At 40.7% G+C, this 18,723-nt stretch carries 15 protein-coding genes and 2 pseudogenes; 4 read left to right on the top strand and 13 right to left on the bottom strand.

All coding sequences use genetic code 11. The features are described from left to right. From G586_RS26695 to G586_RS0118355, 9 genes and pseudogenes are all read right to left on the bottom strand, one after another. A pseudogene (locus tag G586_RS26695) lies at window positions 1-3,473 on the bottom strand (hypothetical protein); the annotation flags it as partial. 572 nt (window positions 3,474-4,045) lie between these two features. Next, on the bottom strand, window positions 4,046-4,381 hold the full coding sequence (locus G586_RS0118390) for a type II toxin-antitoxin system RelE/ParE family toxin (RefSeq protein ID WP_026528887.1): 336 nt from the start codon (window positions 4,379-4,381) through the stop codon (window positions 4,046-4,048). After that, a complete protein-coding gene (locus tag G586_RS0118385) occupies window positions 4,378-4,692 on the bottom strand; it encodes a type II toxin-antitoxin system RelB/DinJ family antitoxin (RefSeq protein WP_026498735.1) in 315 nt (104 codons plus the stop codon). Before G586_RS0118385 ends, G586_RS0118390 begins: the two co-directional genes overlap by 4 nt. Window positions 4,693-4,907: 215 nt before the next feature. Then, window positions 4,908-5,150, bottom strand: coding sequence for an AbrB/MazE/SpoVT family DNA-binding domain-containing protein (locus G586_RS0118380; protein WP_026528886.1), 243 nt, complete (start codon window positions 5,148-5,150; stop codon window positions 4,908-4,910). Between the two features lie 451 nt (window positions 5,151-5,601). Beyond that, window positions 5,602-6,090 (bottom strand): DUF2798 domain-containing protein, encoded by a 489-nt coding sequence (locus tag G586_RS0118375; RefSeq protein ID WP_026528885.1) that lies wholly within the window; start codon window positions 6,088-6,090, stop codon window positions 5,602-5,604. 189 nt (window positions 6,091-6,279) lie between these two features. Continuing rightward, the gene (locus G586_RS0118370) at window positions 6,280-7,335 is read right to left on the bottom strand and encodes a hypothetical protein (protein ID WP_026528884.1); all 1,056 of its coding nucleotides are present in this window, start codon (window positions 7,333-7,335) and stop codon (window positions 6,280-6,282) included. A gap of 280 nt (window positions 7,336-7,615) precedes the next feature. After that, on the bottom strand, window positions 7,616-9,460 hold the full coding sequence (locus G586_RS0118365; protein ID WP_026528883.1) for an HD-GYP domain-containing protein: 1,845 nt from the start codon (window positions 9,458-9,460) through the stop codon (window positions 7,616-7,618). Window positions 9,461-9,490: 30 nt separating this feature from the next. Continuing rightward, entirely contained in the window at window positions 9,491-10,162 is a 672-nt protein-coding gene (locus G586_RS0118360) for a 3'-5' exonuclease (protein WP_026528882.1), read from the bottom strand. A 184-nt stretch (window positions 10,163-10,346) separates the two neighbouring features. After that, window positions 10,347-11,486, bottom strand: a complete 1,140-nt coding sequence (locus G586_RS0118355) for an RNA-guided endonuclease TnpB family protein (protein WP_026528881.1) — start codon at window positions 11,484-11,486, stop codon at window positions 10,347-10,349. Window positions 11,487-11,565: 79 nt separating this feature from the next. Between G586_RS0118355 and G586_RS0118350 the strand changes: the two genes are divergently transcribed. Together G586_RS0118350 and tnpA are read left to right on the top strand one after the other, a co-directional pair. Next, the gene (locus G586_RS0118350) at window positions 11,566-11,775 is read left to right on the top strand and encodes a hypothetical protein (RefSeq protein ID WP_026528880.1); all 210 of its coding nucleotides are present in this window, start codon (window positions 11,566-11,568) and stop codon (window positions 11,773-11,775) included. A gap of 3 nt (window positions 11,776-11,778) precedes the next feature. Continuing rightward, on the top strand, window positions 11,779-12,183 hold the full coding sequence (gene tnpA, locus G586_RS0118345; protein WP_026528879.1) for an IS200/IS605 family transposase: 405 nt from the start codon (window positions 11,779-11,781) through the stop codon (window positions 12,181-12,183). A gap of 184 nt (window positions 12,184-12,367) precedes the next feature. Here tnpA and G586_RS23810 read toward each other — a convergent pair whose 3' ends face one another. Further along, window positions 12,368-13,252 (bottom strand): hypothetical protein, encoded by an 885-nt coding sequence (locus G586_RS23810; RefSeq protein WP_051204907.1) that lies wholly within the window; start codon window positions 13,250-13,252, stop codon window positions 12,368-12,370. A gap of 97 nt (window positions 13,253-13,349) precedes the next feature. Between G586_RS23810 and G586_RS25815 the strand changes: the two are divergent. Continuing rightward, window positions 13,350-13,730, top strand: a pseudogene (locus G586_RS25815) (leucine-rich repeat domain-containing protein); the annotation flags it as partial. A gap of 121 nt (window positions 13,731-13,851) precedes the next feature. Here the strand turns inward: G586_RS25815 and G586_RS0118330 are convergent. Both G586_RS0118330 and G586_RS0118325 read right to left on the bottom strand, forming a co-directional pair. After that, the gene (locus G586_RS0118330; protein ID WP_026528878.1) at window positions 13,852-14,538 is read right to left on the bottom strand and encodes a hypothetical protein; all 687 of its coding nucleotides are present in this window, start codon (window positions 14,536-14,538) and stop codon (window positions 13,852-13,854) included. Window positions 14,539-14,596: 58 nt separating this feature from the next. After that, complete coding sequence (locus G586_RS0118325; RefSeq protein WP_026528877.1) at window positions 14,597-15,142, bottom strand: hypothetical protein; 546 nt, start codon at window positions 15,140-15,142, stop codon at window positions 14,597-14,599. A gap of 228 nt (window positions 15,143-15,370) precedes the next feature. Here G586_RS0118325 and G586_RS0118320 point away from each other — a divergent pair, with 228 nt between their 5' ends. Further along, window positions 15,371-17,119 (top strand): alpha-amylase family glycosyl hydrolase, encoded by a 1,749-nt coding sequence (locus G586_RS0118320; protein WP_026528876.1) that lies wholly within the window; start codon window positions 15,371-15,373, stop codon window positions 17,117-17,119. Between the two features lie 56 nt (window positions 17,120-17,175). On the opposite strand, the gene G586_RS23805 is transcribed toward G586_RS0118320, so the two are convergent. Further along, window positions 17,176-18,723, bottom strand: a 1,548-nt coding sequence (locus G586_RS23805) for a hypothetical protein (protein WP_035773564.1), incomplete at its 5' end; no start/stop codon positions are given.

The raw sequence follows: 18,723 nt of genomic DNA, 5'->3' as shown, positions 1-18,723 counted from the left end.
AATGCTGCCTCGGCATCTGTAAGTTTCTTTAGTGTATCAGCAGATACCTTCAACTTCTGATTATCTGTAAGAGCGTTATATGCTGCTCTTGCCGCCTCGATGGCTTCCTTGTCGCTTGTCTTTACCTTTGCTGCCGCGGGCAGGGCATCAATCAGCGTATTCACAAGCGCTACTTCCGCTTCTTCCAACTTCGCCTTGAACGTATTGCCAACCGCCTCTTTCTGCGTGTCGCTCAGTTCGTTATACTTCGTCCGCGCCGCTTCGATGGCGGTCTTGTTGTTGGCGGTCACAGCCGCTGCCGCAGGAAGCTCGACAATGGCGAGCGCCGCTTCTGCGGCTTCCAGCTTCGCCTTTGCGGTATCGCCAACCGCCGTTTTCTGCTCTGCGCTCAGCGCGTCATACGCCGTCCGCGCCGCTTCGATGGCGATCTTGTTCGCCGTGGTCACCGCGCTTGCTTCGGGAAGCTCGGCGATAGCGAGCGCCGCTTCAACTGCCCCCAGCTTTGCGAGGGTGTCGGTGGAAACCGTCGCTTTCTGCGTGTCGGTCAGGGCGTTATACGCCGCCCTTGCCGCTTCGATGTCGTCCTTATCTGCGGTCGTCACATTTTCAGCTTCCGGCAGTGCGTCGATCAGGTTGTTCACATTCTCCGCGGCCGTAACAACCGCAACTTCGGTCGCCCTGCCGGCGGGCGTGGTATCCGTCGCCTTGGTGCGGACGAGGTAGGTGCCGGAGGCAACCGACGTCTCGCTTGCGGATGCCGTCGTCCAACCGCCTGTGCTGTTCTTCAGCTTGTACTCCATGTCGGCGGTCGTCCCCTTGATCTTGCCGTCCGCAGTCCCGGCGGGAGGCTCCGAGGTCAGTCCGGTCGGCGCGGCGGGACGGGCGGTAAGCGTCACCTCTACCCACGCGCCGGCGGCAGTATCATCGGTCGCCGCTGTGCGCACATAGATGGTCGGCGTACCTTCGCCGTCAAGAATATCCGTCAGCGATGTGATCGCTGTTCCGTCGCCGGTATTGGTGGAAGAAACCTCATAGCCGTTATTTGCGGAAATTGTCTCACCCGTATAAGTGAAGGTAATGCCGTTGGTTTTCGCGTCGTCCGCGCTCAGCTCCGCAGCCGTTTTCTTCTCCACCGCTGCGGTAGCGGTAGAAGTCTGAGTAGGACGATTGTCACCTGTCAGTTCATTCCCGTTTGCATCCTTCGTCTGATAAACTGTTACTGTTATAGCCTTGCCTAAATCTACTGCTGTAAGGGTATAGGTATCCTCCGTCGCACTATCGATCTTCACATTGTCACGATACCACTCATAAACCAGATCAGTTGCATCCGTCTCGGCAGTCAGAACATCGCCGATCTGCGGAGCCCCCAATGTAACAGTTGTCTCACCGCGCTTTACAGTTATAACCGGTTTGGTATTGTCATCCAGTAAGGTAATTGGTATCGGGTCACCAAAGATCAATTCTCCGTCACCGTTCTTATGAATTCCTTTGTTAGCATCATCACTAAAGAAGAATTTGTTTCCACTATCATCGGTGTTAAAGGTGTTATAACCACTGGTAAACGCTACATTTGCGTCATAAATATTGTAAACTCCGATCTTGGCACCGGTCGTCAAGGCGCCTGCGATCACGATCTTCTTCGTTTTGTCGGTGCTACGATAGTTACAAGGTGTTCCCCCTGTCAGGCTGTAACCATCTTCGTTTTTTGTAACTGTTCCGCCGATCACATTGTTCCGGATCACGGCCGTCCCTGACACTTTCGGCTCTGCTCCAGCACTTCCGATTCCGCCGAAACCGTCCGCCGCTCCTGAGTTATACTGAATCGCTCCACCACTCATAATAAAGGTTGCGCCGCCATTCAAAAGAACACCACCGGTATAGGTAGTTGTCTGGTTATACTGGATCGCTCCGCCGATCATCTCAAATGTTGCATTTTTAGCTACAGAAACACCGGCGCCGTTGACGTTACCTATGTTACCCTGAATCTTGCCTTCTTCCAGTTTGAAGGTACCGCCATTTACGGCAACACCCTGTTTTGCGCCTGTGATCTCGCCGGTCTTGACTCCGCTGGTGTCATTCAATATAAGCGTACCATTGCTTATCGTAATGGCAGTAGTCTGTTGATCGCCGTCGATAGTATGTCCGTTCAGGTCAAGGGTTACGATCGTATTACTCTTGTTGAAAGTAAATGTTCCTGTGACATTCTCAGTCAATTTGATCGTTTGATTATCAGTTGCCGCGTCTATCGCCTGCTGAAGCGTGTCATAGCTATTAGTCCCGATCGAAGCTTTTGCTTTTATTTCATACACCACATGGGCAGTTGCTGAATTATCGCCATCGCCGAGAGTAATTTCAGCCCAATATTTTCCTAGTACCGTAGGTGCTGTCGTAATAGGGGCGAGGGCAGCGCCTCTCGTTCCGTCGTCATTTGCTTTGTAGTAGTTTACATCCGGAAGCGGAGAGAAAGCCTTCACATCACCTTCAAACTTTGCCCCCGTATCCGATCCCACGATTGTAAGAGTAGCGGTGAGATCCTCCAACGTACATGCCACGCCATTGCTATCTGTACCGGCACATGTTGCTGTAATAGTATTTCCGCCAGCCGTATAGGTGAAGCTGTGGGTGTGGCTATATTCAGCAAACATATTCTTTGGTCTGCTGCCACTATAACTACGTTCTACGCTGGCACTATCATCGAGAACCGTTCCGGTATTGTCAGTACCCTGATACAGCTTTACGCATTTGCCAAGGGTCAGTGTGCCGGCTGCTCCGGCGCTATTACCCCAGCCATTTCCGCCGCCGCCGATACCTGCGCCGCCGCCGCCATCTTCTCCACCATTACCGCCTGTTGCCGTTACAGTACCGCCGTAGATGTTGACTGTGCCACCATCGCCGCCGCCGGGGGACCTATGACCAAGGCCGCCGCCGCCGATGCCTGCGCCACCGCCTGTATTGGTCGCGCCATTGCCGCCGGTCGCCGTAACAGCGCCGCCGTAGATGTTGACCGTGCCGCCTACGCCGGCGATATAATAACCATCACCATTTCTACCGGCATTGCCGACGCCGCCGATGCCTGCGCTACCGCCATATTGAGCACGAGCACCGTTGCCGCCAGTCGCGGTAAGCGCGCCCGTGCCGCCGCTCTGCGCGTAGATGTTGAGCGTCGCATTTGTGGTGGTGATGCCCGCACTTGCTGTGAGCGTCGCACCGTCACGAAGAATAAGGTTTACTGTACCGTTAACTGCGATACGGCTGCTGATGGTAAGACCACCTTCCGGTACGATATACCACGAACCGTTAGTCCAACTGGTAGTGTTGGACGCAAGTTCTGTCGCATTCACGTTCTGATTGTCACCGTTCCCGTCAACATAGCTGGCGCTGGCTGCATACGCCGTCAAACTCATCCCCGGTACAAGTCCCAGCACAAGCACAAGGCTGAGCAGGATGCTCAAAAGTCGTTTCTTTGTTTTCATAAATTGCTGTCTCCTTTCATATTCACGGCTGTTATGGCCACCGCTGAACCACGCTGAACAATACAAAAACCGCCGAACCTGACAGGGTATACTTACCCCGACAGAATCCGACGGTTATCCATCACGAATGTAGTATTCAGTTCCATGCGTCTTGTTGCCGCAGGACGCAAAAAGGGCGCAGTTATAGCCTGTGCTGTGCTGTGCTGTGCTGTGCGAGTGTATACCGGTTCCGCATGGCTAAGCCTCCTTCTGATAAAAATCTTAATTATTTCAAATAAAAGCTTTTCACTAATTCCAAATAACAACACTTATACGTAATAATTATCGCAATTAACTCTAAAGAAACCATTATCCAAGCAGTGCTTTTAGATTAAAATTTCATTAAATTATTATTAAAAAGTCAATTTAGTACAGACTATACATATTTTATATGACCTGTATATATTGATTACATTTTTATTCTCCATGACAACATATGTAGGAGTTCCCAAAAGATCATTTTCATCATAAAATCCCAATCCGTTTTTTCGATATTTCCTATCGCGAATAAGAAACTGCATAATTTCAAAGAATCATTCTTCTAAAATCATCTGCTTTAAATATTTATCCTGATCCCTTGAACTGTGAACAATACCGGTAACCTGCACCGCAGCGTGTTCAACATCAATCCAGAAATAAACAAGATAATTTCCAATATTTGTTTTCCTTACTCCTTCCGTTCTCCATGGTTCTTCATCTACAAGAAACCATTTTTCAGGGTTTACTGAAAGATTTTCTAGAAGTTCATCAAATGAATCCATAAGAGTCTCTGCAGCATCCGGATTTTTCAATACAACTGCTATATGCCATGCAATACCTCGAAGCTGTTCTTCCACCTGCCTGGTCAGTCTAACTTCAAATCTGTTCAACGTGTCCACTCCCTTATATCCTTTTTAATGTCAGAAATAACATCTTTTGCAGGGCGGCTCTCATTATTTTTTGCCTGCGAAAGGCCTCTTTCCATCATAATGTCGAATTCCCTGTCAGTCATTTCATCCCTGGCTACAGGATTAGTAGATAAGTCGAATGTAAAAGGTATTCCCCTTGTTCTTATTATTTTCTTATAAAGTGCATTTATGACTACAGAGCTTGATATACCAAGCTGGCTCAGAATCTCCTCTGCTTCTTCTTTTACTTCAGGCTCAACTCTTGCTAGGATGGTTGCTGTTTTGTTTGCCATACATATCACCTCTCTTTCTGTCTATATTTTAATGTATATCTATTAGATATACAACGGTCAGGTTGAAATTTCATTCTATGTTCATAACTCTTCCTGAAATCATTGGACATACATGAAATATACCCGTTGCTCTTATAAATGCATTTTTACTAACAATTACAAATAACTGCTTTTAAATCCGCTAATCTTAATTATGTCCCCTTGATTAAATTCAGTCATAAAATTTCTCTCCCCACCGGCTCACCCCAGTCAAAATCGCAAACTGTTATTTCTCCGTTATATTCTGCCAACCTTTCTTCAAAAGTTTTATGGACAAACTGCTTCTTCAGCACAATTGTGTCATCCTTTATTTCAATGTCCAGTACATCAGAGATTTTTAACTGCATTTTATCAAGTATATCTTTTGGAATTCTTATACCCTGACTGTTTTCCCAGGATCTTATTGCTACTTGTTCCATGGAATCACCTCCTCATTATGTATATACGTTATACAGTATAATTATATGTGTTTCAACTTCTCTTAACCTCTGCAAATCGCGATTCGCCTTAGTCTATTAACCTTGCAAGTTAAAATTACACCCTGCAAGTTGCATAACCCATGCCAGGATTGCCGCCACTATCGGAAATTATTCCATAACTTCTGAATCCGATAATGTCCCATATAGATTCAAAAGGTCTGATTCAGTCATTTTTGCCTGCGAAAGGCCTCTTTCCATCATAATGTCGAATTCCCTGTCGGTCATTTCATCCCTGGCTACAGGATTAGTAGATTGGTCTAGATAACCATCTGTGCAGACAGTTACAATTATACGTCATGATTATATGATATTAAAAAAGCCGCTCTCCACCTGTGGATTACGGCTTATGCTTCTCGTTTGTGCAAAATAATGATTATGGTTACACAGCTTTTTATGATTCCATCATTTCGTTCCTAGAAAATTTCTTTACAAAAAAACCAAATACATTACGTACAAAAGGTCCTGCAAAGAATATCTGCCAGCAAAGTGCCATCGGGAAATTTATAGCTGTTGTCTGAAGCCAGACCGCGATGAACTCAGATCCGGCATCTTTAAAAAGAATTGTAGCAACCAAGCTCATTAGCGGACACATCAGAAATACTGACATGGAAGAAATTGCTAAAATCACCATAATTATCGGATCCTTACTTGGTGTAACGAACCTAAATGTCAGCTTCTGAGCAAGCTTACCAACGAAAAGCAGCTCTAATGCTATAGCTATCGGCCACATGATTAGCATTTCCTTGAATGCAGCAAGGAATATGAAGTTCTGCATACCGCCTACATTAAGGGAAATGTTGTAGCAAATCATTGCGTAGACCATGACAAATGCCATGAAAATAGTGAAAATTACATCCTGAAACTTGTTCTGTGGTAACATACCTGTGGTTTTCCTTTCTTTGACCAGGGAAGACCTAGGTGTGTTGTTCGTTTGCACCATCCGGTGCCACCGTTTCCAATGTTACCATCACTACATCTTCATATATTTTTTTTTACGACAATCACAGATTATATCAGAAAATTGACTTCCATGTAATACCTTTTGCGCAACGGCTTTTCCGACATGATTTTATCTGGTCATAGGTACGTCGTCAGCGATGTGATCCTGATCATCTGTCCAGTTTATTGTATTATCATCAACAATCTGGATGCTTCCGGTTCCATTTTCATATGCGATATCATCACGGATGATTTCTCCATCTTCTCCAAGTTCAAAATCATGCTTCACACAATCATTGTAGGTTATTGTCTTTGAGCTTTCATCATATTCACCATTCATAACCCATTCACTATGCTCTGCAGCACTACTTCCCCACCATACTTCGATGAGATAGCGGCCATCATTCTGTGCTGTGATGCTGAGGTTACCACGGCCCGCATAATACTGACCTTCGAAAGACTGTACGTCTGCCTGTCCGTCCGCTTGTGCTTCAACTTCATCATCAGGCATATCTACAAGAGGTTCGTTCTCAGCACTATACATTTGTTCAGCAATTGCCTGCAAATCAAAGCCTTCAAGATCCTCAGCTTCTACTGAAAGTGAATAAGCTATACCAATCTCTATATCATACCAGGTGCAAAGATCTACCATCCAGCCATCCTCAATATGACGGCTATACTTACCGGTCATGTTTCCTTCGCCCCAATTTGCAAGAGTGATATCTTCTGTTACATCCCATTTATAATTTAAACCGGAAATATCCGCATCAATGTCTGCACCATACTGAGCTCTTGCGGTAAAATCCATTCCATCCATACGATAATCTAATTCAATAAGATTCCCAGGAACACCACTTTCACTATTTTCAGGCTCCATCATTCTCCAACTACTTACAAGATCATCTGCAGGTAATTTGAAAAGACGAGGACATGCTTCCTTTGCCTCTTCCTCTGTACAATCTCTCCAAGGATTGGCGATTCCTACATTCTCGCTACTCTCAGCAGCTTCCCCTGTACCTTTTTCTTCTGTAGCTTCTTCTGAAGTTGATTCCCCTGTATCGCTGATAGGTTCTGTAATTGTTGAAGTCTCTGCTGTAGCTTCCGCTGCATTATTTGCAGAGCCGCATGCAACAAGCTGCAGAGCCAGTGTAGCCATAATGATTGTTGATACTAATCTGTTTTTCATGAATAATTTTTCCTCCTCAATAAGCAATTTTTTTGCTTTCACATGAAACATGTTATCAAGCCATGTCCAACAAATGTCCGTCAAAAAATGAACAAAACAAGAAAGAATGCCGCTTGCGGCATTCTCGCGCCGAGCGCGGTTGCATTTATGCAACATATTCCTATCGCGCGAGTGCGCATCCTCGCGGAGCGTTTTTTATCTTATAGGAATTCCGGAGGAATTTCCTCTAAGATAAAAAAGCCGATTACATTTTGTGTAACCAGCTTTCAGATTCATTAGACTAAATATAAAGAATTTCCTTGTATGCTCTGTAATAAATCTCAAATCTACCTTCACTGGTCAGATATGTGAGGTCGTTGTAAAGTCCGCGATTTTGCTCAATAAGCCCTACTATTTCAGGGCAATATCTTGTACCGGCTCCGGCTTGCAGCTCTTCGAACACTTTTTGAAAATCCTTACCTTTGGTATAGTTACGCCCAAGAATATCTGTGGCAGCATCAATGCTGTCTGCAATTGATATAAGATCAATTACCGGCTTATATGGAGACTTCGTGTTGTCAAAATCATCAGGGTAGCCACTTTTTCCGTCGTAATTTTTATGATGTCCGCGAATTATATCAAAAAATCTTTTGAAATTCGGATCGTGCCCCAGCATCTCATAACCATCTGTAGGATGTCTTTTTATTATTGCAAATTCTTCATCGTACAGATGCCTATCCTGTCTGCTAACGACACTGACTATCGTACACTTGCCGCAGTCGTGTAAAAGCCCGCAATCAGTAATGTAATCAATTAAATCCTTTTGATTCTCCTTGACGCTCTGAATATCCGGATATTCAGGAATACCGGCGAAAAATGTGGGCATATCTTTTATTATCGCATATGCAATTCTCACAGCAATTTCACTTACCATAAGGCTGTGAATATAGGTCATTGGCTGTCTTGCGATTACAAGCTTTAATAGGAGTTCTTTTTTCTCATTACTGTCTTCGATATATGATGCATAAGCTTTGAACCACTCTGAGCATAGTGCTTCAACTAATTCAGGAAAATAGCCAAATGGAAGGTGCCTCTGTAAGTCCGTAACCTTCTTGCAAAATCTGTCTATATACTTTTGGCATATGTTCTTATCAACATTGTAATATTTGAAAATATCGAATATCGTGCAGGCATTGTTATAGTTAGACAAAGCCTTAGTTAAGGAACCATCCTGATCTTTTTCAAAATCGAGTTCACCACTGTTATTTATACGCTCAATTAAATCCTCAATAAGGGACTCATAGGATTCACCATTAAGCATACGTTTCTTGATTTCTGCCCTGAAAAGTGCATCTCCTTCATCGGGAATATTGTTCTTTTCCCATTTTTCCTTTATATGAGGGATTAAATCAAAGAATTGTTTGATGAAGTCCTCAGGCATCTCCTCTATGAATTCAACAGCAAAAAGAATCTCATTTTCAATCTGAGATATGCAGAAAGTAAAGTCCTCCGAATCTCCATCAAGATCCTGGACATAGTCTTTTTCCCATAACTCCATGGCCTCGTTATAATAACGGAACATTCTTTTTTTATACTCGTCTGAGGTTTGTCCAATGGGAGATATCAAATTATTATATGCTACGAAAAAGCCAACTCTGGCTTTTGGATCCCTAATCTCAGCATAGTGATCCTTTAATCCAATGAGTTTTTCATAGTAATCAACTGCCTGATCTGAGCCAAATTCCTTATTTATTCGTCCATAAAACTCGAATAGCTCATAGCCCATTATCTTATAAAGATAACAGAGCTTATCATAATTATTAGTCTTTTCATAAAAATCGATTGCAGGCTCAGCTAAATGTCTTATTACAAAAAGATCATCATAGCCCTCATTGTAAAAGCCGTTAGCAATCTTAAAAAGCTCATTAGCTATATCCTCGTTAACACCATCCTGTAAATATTCCTTGATATCAGCCAAGAACTTATTGTTATCCTTGTAAATCTCACGGGTAATGCTTGACCTTTCAATCAGAACATCTCTCCATCTGTTGAAGGCCATCTCTTCATAAAGGTACTGCTCTATTTCCAGTATCTTCTGCTTGTTTGCTTTGTACTTATAAAAGAATTCGGATAAGATTTTTTTCATATGTATACTCCAGATTCGAATACAATAAAATTAAATATTTCGTGTATATCTGCAATCAGGATAAGAACTGCAACCCCAAAATTCCCCGAATTTCCCGGTTCTTCGCATTAAAATATTGCCGCACTTCGGACAGGTTTCCATATGCTTTAAACGTTCCTGCAAAATAGGTCCCATCTTTTCATAGACAGCCTGATTCATTCTGCAATCATTAAGAGCTCTGTGCGCTCCTTCAGTAGAAATGTTATAGTAAGTTGCGAGATCGGATAATGAATGGTGACGCAGCTCCGTCAAACACATTCTGGCCATTCTCAATGTATCAACATAATCATTGCCGGGAATTTTTCCATAATACGCTTCCGCATCCCGGTAAATAAACTTAAGGTCAAAGGAATGAATATTATGACCTACAAGAACCATATCTCCTGTAAAATTGAGAAAGTCTTTGAGCGCTGTCCTGAAAAGAGGTGCATCCTCCACCATGTCATCAGTAATACCATTCACTCTTGATGCATAAAACGGTATAGAACACTCAGGATTCACAAGAGTTGAAAACTCGTCTGTCACCTTTTTATCATTAACCTTAATAGCGGATATCTCTACTACCCTGTCCTTATAGCAAGAGGTTCCAGTTGTCTCAAGATCAAAAACAACATAATCCTTCATGTATTCAAGCCTTTGGCGGCTTTTACTATTCCCCAACATTACGTATCTCCTCATTTAGTTCTGTTCTATTATTTTAGCACGTATGAGTGTCAACCACCCATCACCTAAAGGTAATGGGCTTGCGACTCCCCTGTAGTTCGTTGTAATAACTCCTACATTTTGTCGGTGTAACTTCCGTGGGGTCGCATCATGGGACGGTTGACACCGCCCCTTACGACAAAGTTTACTCTGCCGTAACTGTATCAGGTACTTGACTATCTTCAAGATAGTTGATTCCCATGCGGTACAGATTCATAGCTCCAATGCGGTCATCGTTTGATTTATAGCCACAGTTCTTACAAGTAAACAGATGCAATTTCTTATCACGATTGGCTTTTTCAATGTGTCCACATACAGGACAGCACTGACTCGTATAACGAGGGTCAACCTTAATAACAGTAGACTGATTCTGTTTAGCTTTGTAAATAAGTTTCTGTTCAAGGTCATAGAAAGACCACGATACGGTAACGTAGCGATCTTTGGTTCTGACACGCTCTGTAGCATTACGAACGCCTGACAAATCTTCAAGAACAAAGAGCGTATGCTTCGGGTTGGATTCAACGAGTGCCTTTGATACCTGGTGGTTAACATCCTGCATCCAACGGTTTTCTCGCTGACCGATAGCTTTTAATCTACGTCTTGAAGATGGTGTCTGACACATTTGGAGTTCTTTACGAAGCTTAGAATAGTGAGCACGTTTCTGCTTGATGGCTTTACCGCTTACAAATCCAGACTTGTGTTTACTGTCATAAGTAGCAACGACAAAGTTTATACCTCTGTCAATACCTACGACATTACAGATGTCAGAAACATTACTTTCTTCGACATCGTAGGTTACGGGGATATGCAAAAAATACTTACCATGCTTATTTACAAGCTTGGCAGTTCCAAACTTATAGATGTCGTGGTCAAAGTATTTTGTCATGCCTTCAGCGAAATAGGGCAACTTAACACGTCCATTCAGTGTATTTACTGAAAAGCAGTTTTGTTTAAGGGAATAATCTCTGTTCCAAACAAGGTCATACTGTGGTTTTTTGAAGGATGGCTGAATCCACTCTTTCTGATTTTCGAGAATGGTCTTATATCTTGCAATGACAGTCTTAAATACGGATTGAGACATCTGAGATTTGAGTCCAAACATTTCTCGGAGTGTAGAGTATAAAGCCTTGTTAAGTGAGAACTGCTTTAAATCGTGAGTGTGGAACACATAGTCAGATACATAATTACAGGCATCAGAATAAACAGACATGGTTTCATCAATCAAAACCTTACTGTCTGTATTAACGGATATCTGAACTTTAGCTGTAACTGTCATCTGTTCCATAATGTACCTCGTTGTTATTTCACTAAATATATGATATAATTATTGTTAGTGAAAGTCAATCGTAAAAATGAGTTTATCAATGACTCAAATTAAATACTATGGCGTAGATACAGGAATTCCGATATCTGAGAAGCATGTACTGCGGGTAAAAGAAAATAATGGACAATATTCTGTGGTTGTTATGGATATGCATTCTCTTACGGTAGAGCGCTGTGATTGGTATGCCAGCGTTCAAGACTTGAATGATAACTTTATGCATAAGTACGACGTTACTCTTGTCGTGGAATAGGTTATGGATAACAGATATAATCACCACAATAGGCGTAAATATAGTTTAAAAGTGCATATAGTTCTCGTCACAAAATACCGTAAGCAGTTGCTTAGAGGTTCTATCACTGACAATGTAAAACAAAAGATATACGATATCTGTAATTCTAAAGACTATGAGATTATTGCTATGGAAACTGATAAAGACCATATACATTTTCTTATCAGTTACGATACTACGGACAGAGTTTGCGACATTGTAAAACTAATCAAACAGCAGACTACCTACTATCTATGGCAAAAATATCCAAACTTCCTGTCTAAACAGTATTGGAAGAAGAAAATCTTTTGGTCTGACGGATACTTTGCTTGTAGTATAGGTGAAGTATCATCAGCCACCATACAGAAGTATATCGAAAGCCAAGGTTAATGGCTATAAATTTACAAGGCTCCTCCCACCGCCCAAGGGCAGTGGGTTTCCGTCTACGAAACCGAAAGGATTTTATTTATGAAAAGTTCATCATAAATCAAAAACAAATAAAGCCCATCTCAAAACATGAGACAGGCTTTGGAGCGTAAAACGATTGATCCGAATAGTTTTTATTGGATTAGCTTTAGATTGGATTTTTTGTTTTATATTCTTCTAAAAGCTCATCATAAAATTCTGAATCTTTTGTGGCTTTCTTAACATCATTTACCCTACCATTTTCAAGAAGCCAATTATATAAATCCTGAATTTCAGACTTTGTTTTAGCTGCAGCTTCGGCTGTCGCTTCTTCTCTGTTTATCTGTATTTCTTTATCAATCTCATCCTTCATCAATTCTCTTAGAGCTTCACACATATTTTGATTCCTCCGTATTTTCTCAAATAGCTTCATATTAGCAGATGCACTTACTTGAAGTACTGCATCTGCGTTATCTTTATCACCAGGATTATTTAACTCTCTTGCCTCTTTAAGAAAAGCAACGACATCACTTTCCAAGGCATCTGTCGTCAAAATTCTAAGTGCATTATGATGTCCTTCATCCAGCTCGCTAGTAACAACTATTTGAACCGGAAAATTAATAATTCCGGAAATATAGTATATACCATCTGAATGCTTTTCTAAGCTCGCACCTATCTCGGTTAACTCACTAATAAGTTTGATTGGTTTAATATGCCTAAATAACGAAACCGTTATGCTATCAACCGGAACATCATTAACTGAAGGACTAAGTCCCTTATAAATACATGCATATCCAATAGTCTTATAAAACTCTCGTAAAGAAAGTGAATCCTCTGGACTCTTGTATTCTATTACATTATACTCTTTAAATATGTTAGCTATTGGATTATCAATATAAATATCTGAACGCTTTTTAATTATTAGCATATCCATCTGAAGGGGTTCCTTCGATAATTGATGTTCAGATTCGAACTCCAGATAATCATGATAATCCCGCAACTCTAATGCTATTCCTCCATAGAAAGCCGGGTGCCATTTGATCTTATCTTCCATTACTTTCACCTCTATTGTAGCAAATTTTCTATGGGTTTATTATAGAACATTTGTTCTTGACATTTCTCGAACAGATTCTTAAGAATTTCTTAATGTTAGGGTTACTAGTGTTACTATCGGTAATAATGTTGAGACAATAGAAAGTTACGCGTTTTACGGATGCCCAAATCTTAAAAAGGTAACTATAGGGAATAATATTCAAGTTATTGGAGACTCAGCATTTAGAAAATGTACAAAACTTGAAAAGATTATTCTTCCTAAGAGTATTACAGCACTTGGAACTAAGTCTTTCCAAGGTTGCAAAAAACTCAAATCAATAACTATTAAAGCAAACCAAGTTGTGGATGTTAAATCCAAAGCTCTATCCGGCATTTCTGAGAAAGCTGTTATTCATGTACCTAAGAAGTTAGTTACTAAGTATAAGAAAAAGCTTGGTAAGAAAACAGGCTTTAAGAGCACCATGACAATCAAGAAATGATTCATATTAAGTAGCTGAGCTTAACCTACAAAATCACCAATAACTAAGAATGGGCCTGAAAAGTTGAGAAATCATTTTTCAGGCCCATTGTCATTTGCTATTTTGTTTACGTGCTCTTCTACTATTGCAGTGCTTTAATCCTCCCCGCAACTTCCTCATCCCCACTAAGATCATATACCATTCTGTAACAATCCAGAGCCTGTTCTATCATTCCCGTAGCTTCAGCCTCTTCTCCTGCCTTATAAAGAAGTGCCAGAGTAATAGAATTAGCCTCTGTTGGAATGTCATTCTTTTTCAGAATCTCCTGAAGCTCCTTAGGAGTCTTCTCTTCTATCTTGTGTTTCAATGCTTTTTCAAGGAATTTTATCTCATCTTCTGCCTGTTTAGTCTTGTCGAAAAGCTGACTATACATGTAGCAAGCGGAAGCAAGATCCGGTTTGTATTTTTCAAGGAAGTACCAACCAAGATTCCGATAGTAAGCAGCCATTTCAGCTCTTGTACAGCAATAGTTATAGGAATCTGATGTGTAGGAGTACTCGCCTTCAATATCACCAAGTTGCTTGCAACAGGAAATAATCGAGAGTATAGATTCCATGTCTACAGGATTTTCAAAATGTGCCTTGATCCATTCCTGTTGGGCGTTATTGATATCTCCTGTTGTCATGAAATCTCTGGCCTTTTCCTTATGTGGTGCAGCGTTATCTGTCTCGGATATTTGATATTCTGCACCTTTTGATACATAGTATTCGTAAAGATATACTTCAGATATATGATTTAAGCTTACGACTTCAATGTCACTATTTCCCATAAAGTAATTATGTCCTTGTAATTCTGCATTCTAATAATTCATTTATATCAGTTCAAAATTATTCTTTTTCCTTATCAATCATCAAAAGTGTTACACTCCCAGCAATAAGAACGCCCGCAAGAGGCATGAACCTATTCATTCGTCCAAGCATCACTCCGGGAAATCCTGTGAGAAATACTACATAAAGGAGAATTTCAAGTATTACCAATCCCAGTGCGGTCTTTTTATCAAGCTTCTCAGTAAGAAGTACGCAGTTACATGCAAGAAGTATCAGAATCAATCTGGCAATTATTGCCACTATGTGATGTATTCCCGTTGTATTAAGAAGTGCTGCTCTAAGTGCTTCAAGAAAAACATATAAATAAAGAGCTGCATTTAATATTTTCTTATTCTCTGCCTTTAACTGGAATATACCGGTGATTAAAACAAGAACGCATAAAATGCATTGTCCTGAGTAGATAATAGCTCTGTAAATATCAGCATTTCGAATAAGTCCCACTACAGTTATTATCAAGGCAGCAACAATAAGGATTATTTGGACTACGGAAACGGTGCTAAAACTTCTCCCACTATCATTATTTTTTATCACTTCTTCATTACTCATCTTTCCCCCTCCAATCAAAATCAATCTTCATGATTTTATTTATAGAATAAGTATAGTTCCAAGTCATACAAAAACTCAAACCATTATATAAAAATTACGTAACTTTTCGTAGTTTGACAATAAAATCACTCCTATTCACATTTCTCCCTTCAAGTGAGAAAATATATATAGCTGTTTCCACTGGCTACTCAGAAAAAAGATGAGATTACCAGATAAGGAGAAAATTTTATGGCATGGTATGATGAAGCAATTTTCTATCACATTTATCCTTTAGGGCTTTTGGGAGCACCTAAAGAAAATAAGTATGACAGTGTTACACACAGACTTCCGGATCTCAATCCCTGGATTGAGCACATTAAGGACATTGGCTGTAATGCAATATATATTGGTCCTCTTTTCGAATCTGAAGGACACGGCTATGAAACTACTGATTATAAAAGGCTTGATAGCCGCCTTGGTGATAACAATGACCTTAAAAAGTTCGTGGCAAAATGCCACAAAGCAGGAATAAGAGTCATATTTGACGGCGTTTTCAATCACACCGGCCGTGCATTTTTCGCATTTAAGGATCTTAAGGAAAATCGTGAAAATTCAAGATATCGCGATTGGTACTGTAACGTAAATTTTTATGGGAATAATGAGTATAACGATGGTTTCAGTTATGATAACTGGGGTGGTTACAACCTTTTGGTTAAGCTTAATCAGCGAAATCCTGAGGTCCGCGATTACATATGCGACGTAATCAGGTTTTGGGTTTCCGAGTTTGATATAGATGGAATCAGACTTGATGCTGCTGACGTGCTGGACTTCGATTTTATGAAAGCACTTCGTGCTACAGCTAATGAGGTAAAGCCTGAATTCTGGCTTATGGGTGAGGTAATCCATGGCGATTATTCAAGATGGGTGAACGAAGGAACACTTCATTCCGTCACCAATTACAATCTGTATAAAGCGCTATATTCCGGGCACAACGATCATAATTATTTTGAGATTGCCCATACTGTAAAACGTCTATATGAAATGGGTGGAAATCGTCCGGACGGCCTAAAGCTCTACAATTTTGCCGATAACCATGATGTCGAAAGAATCTATACGAGAATAGCTAATAAAGCGCATTTGAAGCCATTAAATATCTTACTTTATACTCTCCCCGGAATTCCGTCGATTTATTATGGATCCGAATTTGGTATTGAAGGAAAAAAGGAAAAAGGCTCAGATGCTTCCCTCAGGCCGGCACTTAATCTTGAAAATTTTAAAAACGCCATTACCGATAATCCCATCACAGCTAATATAGCAAGGCTGGGAATTATAAAGCAGAACATTCCTGCCCTCTCCTATGGTGAGTATAGAGAGCTTTTACTTACTAATCGTCAGTATGCATATTCAAGAAAAGCCAATGACAGTTTCTGTGTGATAGCTGTTAATAATGATGATAATAGCTTTTCCATGTCGCTTCCTGTTGAAGGTGACGGTAGTTATAGGGGGCTCTTGTCCGGTAATGAAGTATCTGTTCAATACGGACAGATATATGTAACCATTGAAGGCAATTCAGGTGATATTTATGTTCCTTCAGATAAGGCATTTAACTGTGAACCGGGGCATAATTTGAAAATTTCAAAAATCAAATCATCCAAAAAGACTAAAGATACAACCAGTAACTGCAAGAAAGATACCGGCAAAAATAGTGAAACAGCCTCCTCTGCCAGTATGGATGTAGAAATTGATGTAAAGGAAGATTTGAATAATCTTAACCAGGCTTCGCCACATGAAACGAAGAAGGAACCTGTTCAGGAGGCTCCTAAGGAACCTGTTACCACTGAATCGACTCTTACATACGAGGATGGCATTATTCGTGGACTTCAGGAAGCTATCTTGGCAAGAATGGAAAAAAATGGTCCCATCACCGATCAGATGCGACGGGATGTCGAAGAGAATGTTTATCACGATTCTCTTATTAATTGGATAAAGAGTTTTTGATTAATACAAAACAGGCTTTTACCTTTTGCTATCGGTAAAAGCCTGTTTTTTGAAGATTATTTTAACTTAATCTTTATGTTAACTATTTTTGTAGCTGCCTCAAAACTGTCATTACCATTAGCTGTAACAGCAATTCTAAGGTTGTACTTTTTGCCCTTTTTGAGACCCTTTTTAAGAGTAAGCTTTCCTGTCTTAGGATTAATCTTAATCTTCTTATTTCCCTTAACAAGTCTGTATGAGATAGGTCCCTGAGCATCTCTGATTCTCAGAAGTTTTGTAATCTTGACATTAGTCTTCTTCTTTTTGTCATTGAATTTGATTTTTGCAAGTTTCTTCTTTGTATCTACCTTGAGAGTGTTCTCAAACTTAGTAATAGTAGTCTGGTTGCCACTAATCTCTTCAGGATTATTTGCTACCGCGTCATTAGGTGTATTGTTTGCACTACCGCCATTTTCAACACTACTATTATTGTTATCCGTAGATTCAGAATCATCAGTTTCAGAATCATCGTCATCAGCAATAATATCATCAGAATCTGAATCGCTATTATTGTTTATACCTTCAGAAGATTCTGAAGAACCACTATTAGAAGATGTGTTTTCAGAGTTATTATTCTCTGAAGCTGAGTCATCATTCTTTGATTCCTCGTTTGAAGTATCCTCAGAATTATTTTCATCGGATTTGTTATCACCGGAACTGATCTCTTCAGAATTATTATCCTCTGAAGCAGGTATACCGGGATTCTTGTTTTCTTCTACAGTATCCTTTGAGCCTGATTCATTAGAAGGATCCTGAGGTTTATTCTGATCTGCTTTGTTTGCATCATTCTCAGCATTTTCAGCTTCAATATTGGAAAGCATAGTTGCTGCACTTGCAGCATCCTGGGCAGCTTTCTTTGCAATATCAGCAACTTCTGAAGCCATCTTAATGATATCTTCATTTTTGGTTGCTTCAGCTGCTTTCTTTACTGATTCAAGTTCAGTTACTACTTTACTTGATGATTGCGCTGCAACATTAACCATTTCTTTTGCTGCGGCAATACCTTCTTTTGAAGAATTGGCACTAATTGTTGCGGCATTATCCAAAGCTTCTTTAGCTAATGACTTAGCATTGTCTGCTGAAGTCTTAGCATCAAAGATTTTACTCTTAACATCTAATAAAACAGCGATTTTCCCTAATGTATCAGTTGCTTCACTGATAGTTGAAGATGCAGATTCAAGTGTTGTAGAAGCAGCATTAAGGCTTTCAGTATTCTCAACATCATCTTGGTTAACAAGCTCTTTGGCAGAATAAAGCTTATCCTGAGCACTTGTTATTGCTTCCGAAGCTAATGATGCCTTACTATTTGCAAGAGCAATAAGGTCTTTTATTTCATCAATCTTACTACTTGTGCTGTCAATATCGATTTTTGACTCTTTATTTTCTGCTTCATGAGCTAATTTACCAAGTTCAAGAGCAAGTTCCACAGCATCATTTGCAGAATTCACAGCAGCTTCGACAGCTTTTCTTATATTTTCATTAATAGCATTCTGCTTTTCTTCAGCGGCCTTTTTCTCTTCCTCTGCCTTCTTAGCTTCCTCAGCAGCCTTCTTTTCTTCCTCTGC

The sequence above is a fragment of the Butyrivibrio sp. VCD2006 genome, assembly GCF_000423925.1.
Taxonomy (GTDB): domain Bacteria; phylum Bacillota; class Clostridia; order Lachnospirales; family Lachnospiraceae; genus Butyrivibrio.
This window is presented reverse-complemented; position numbering and strand designations above follow the sequence as displayed.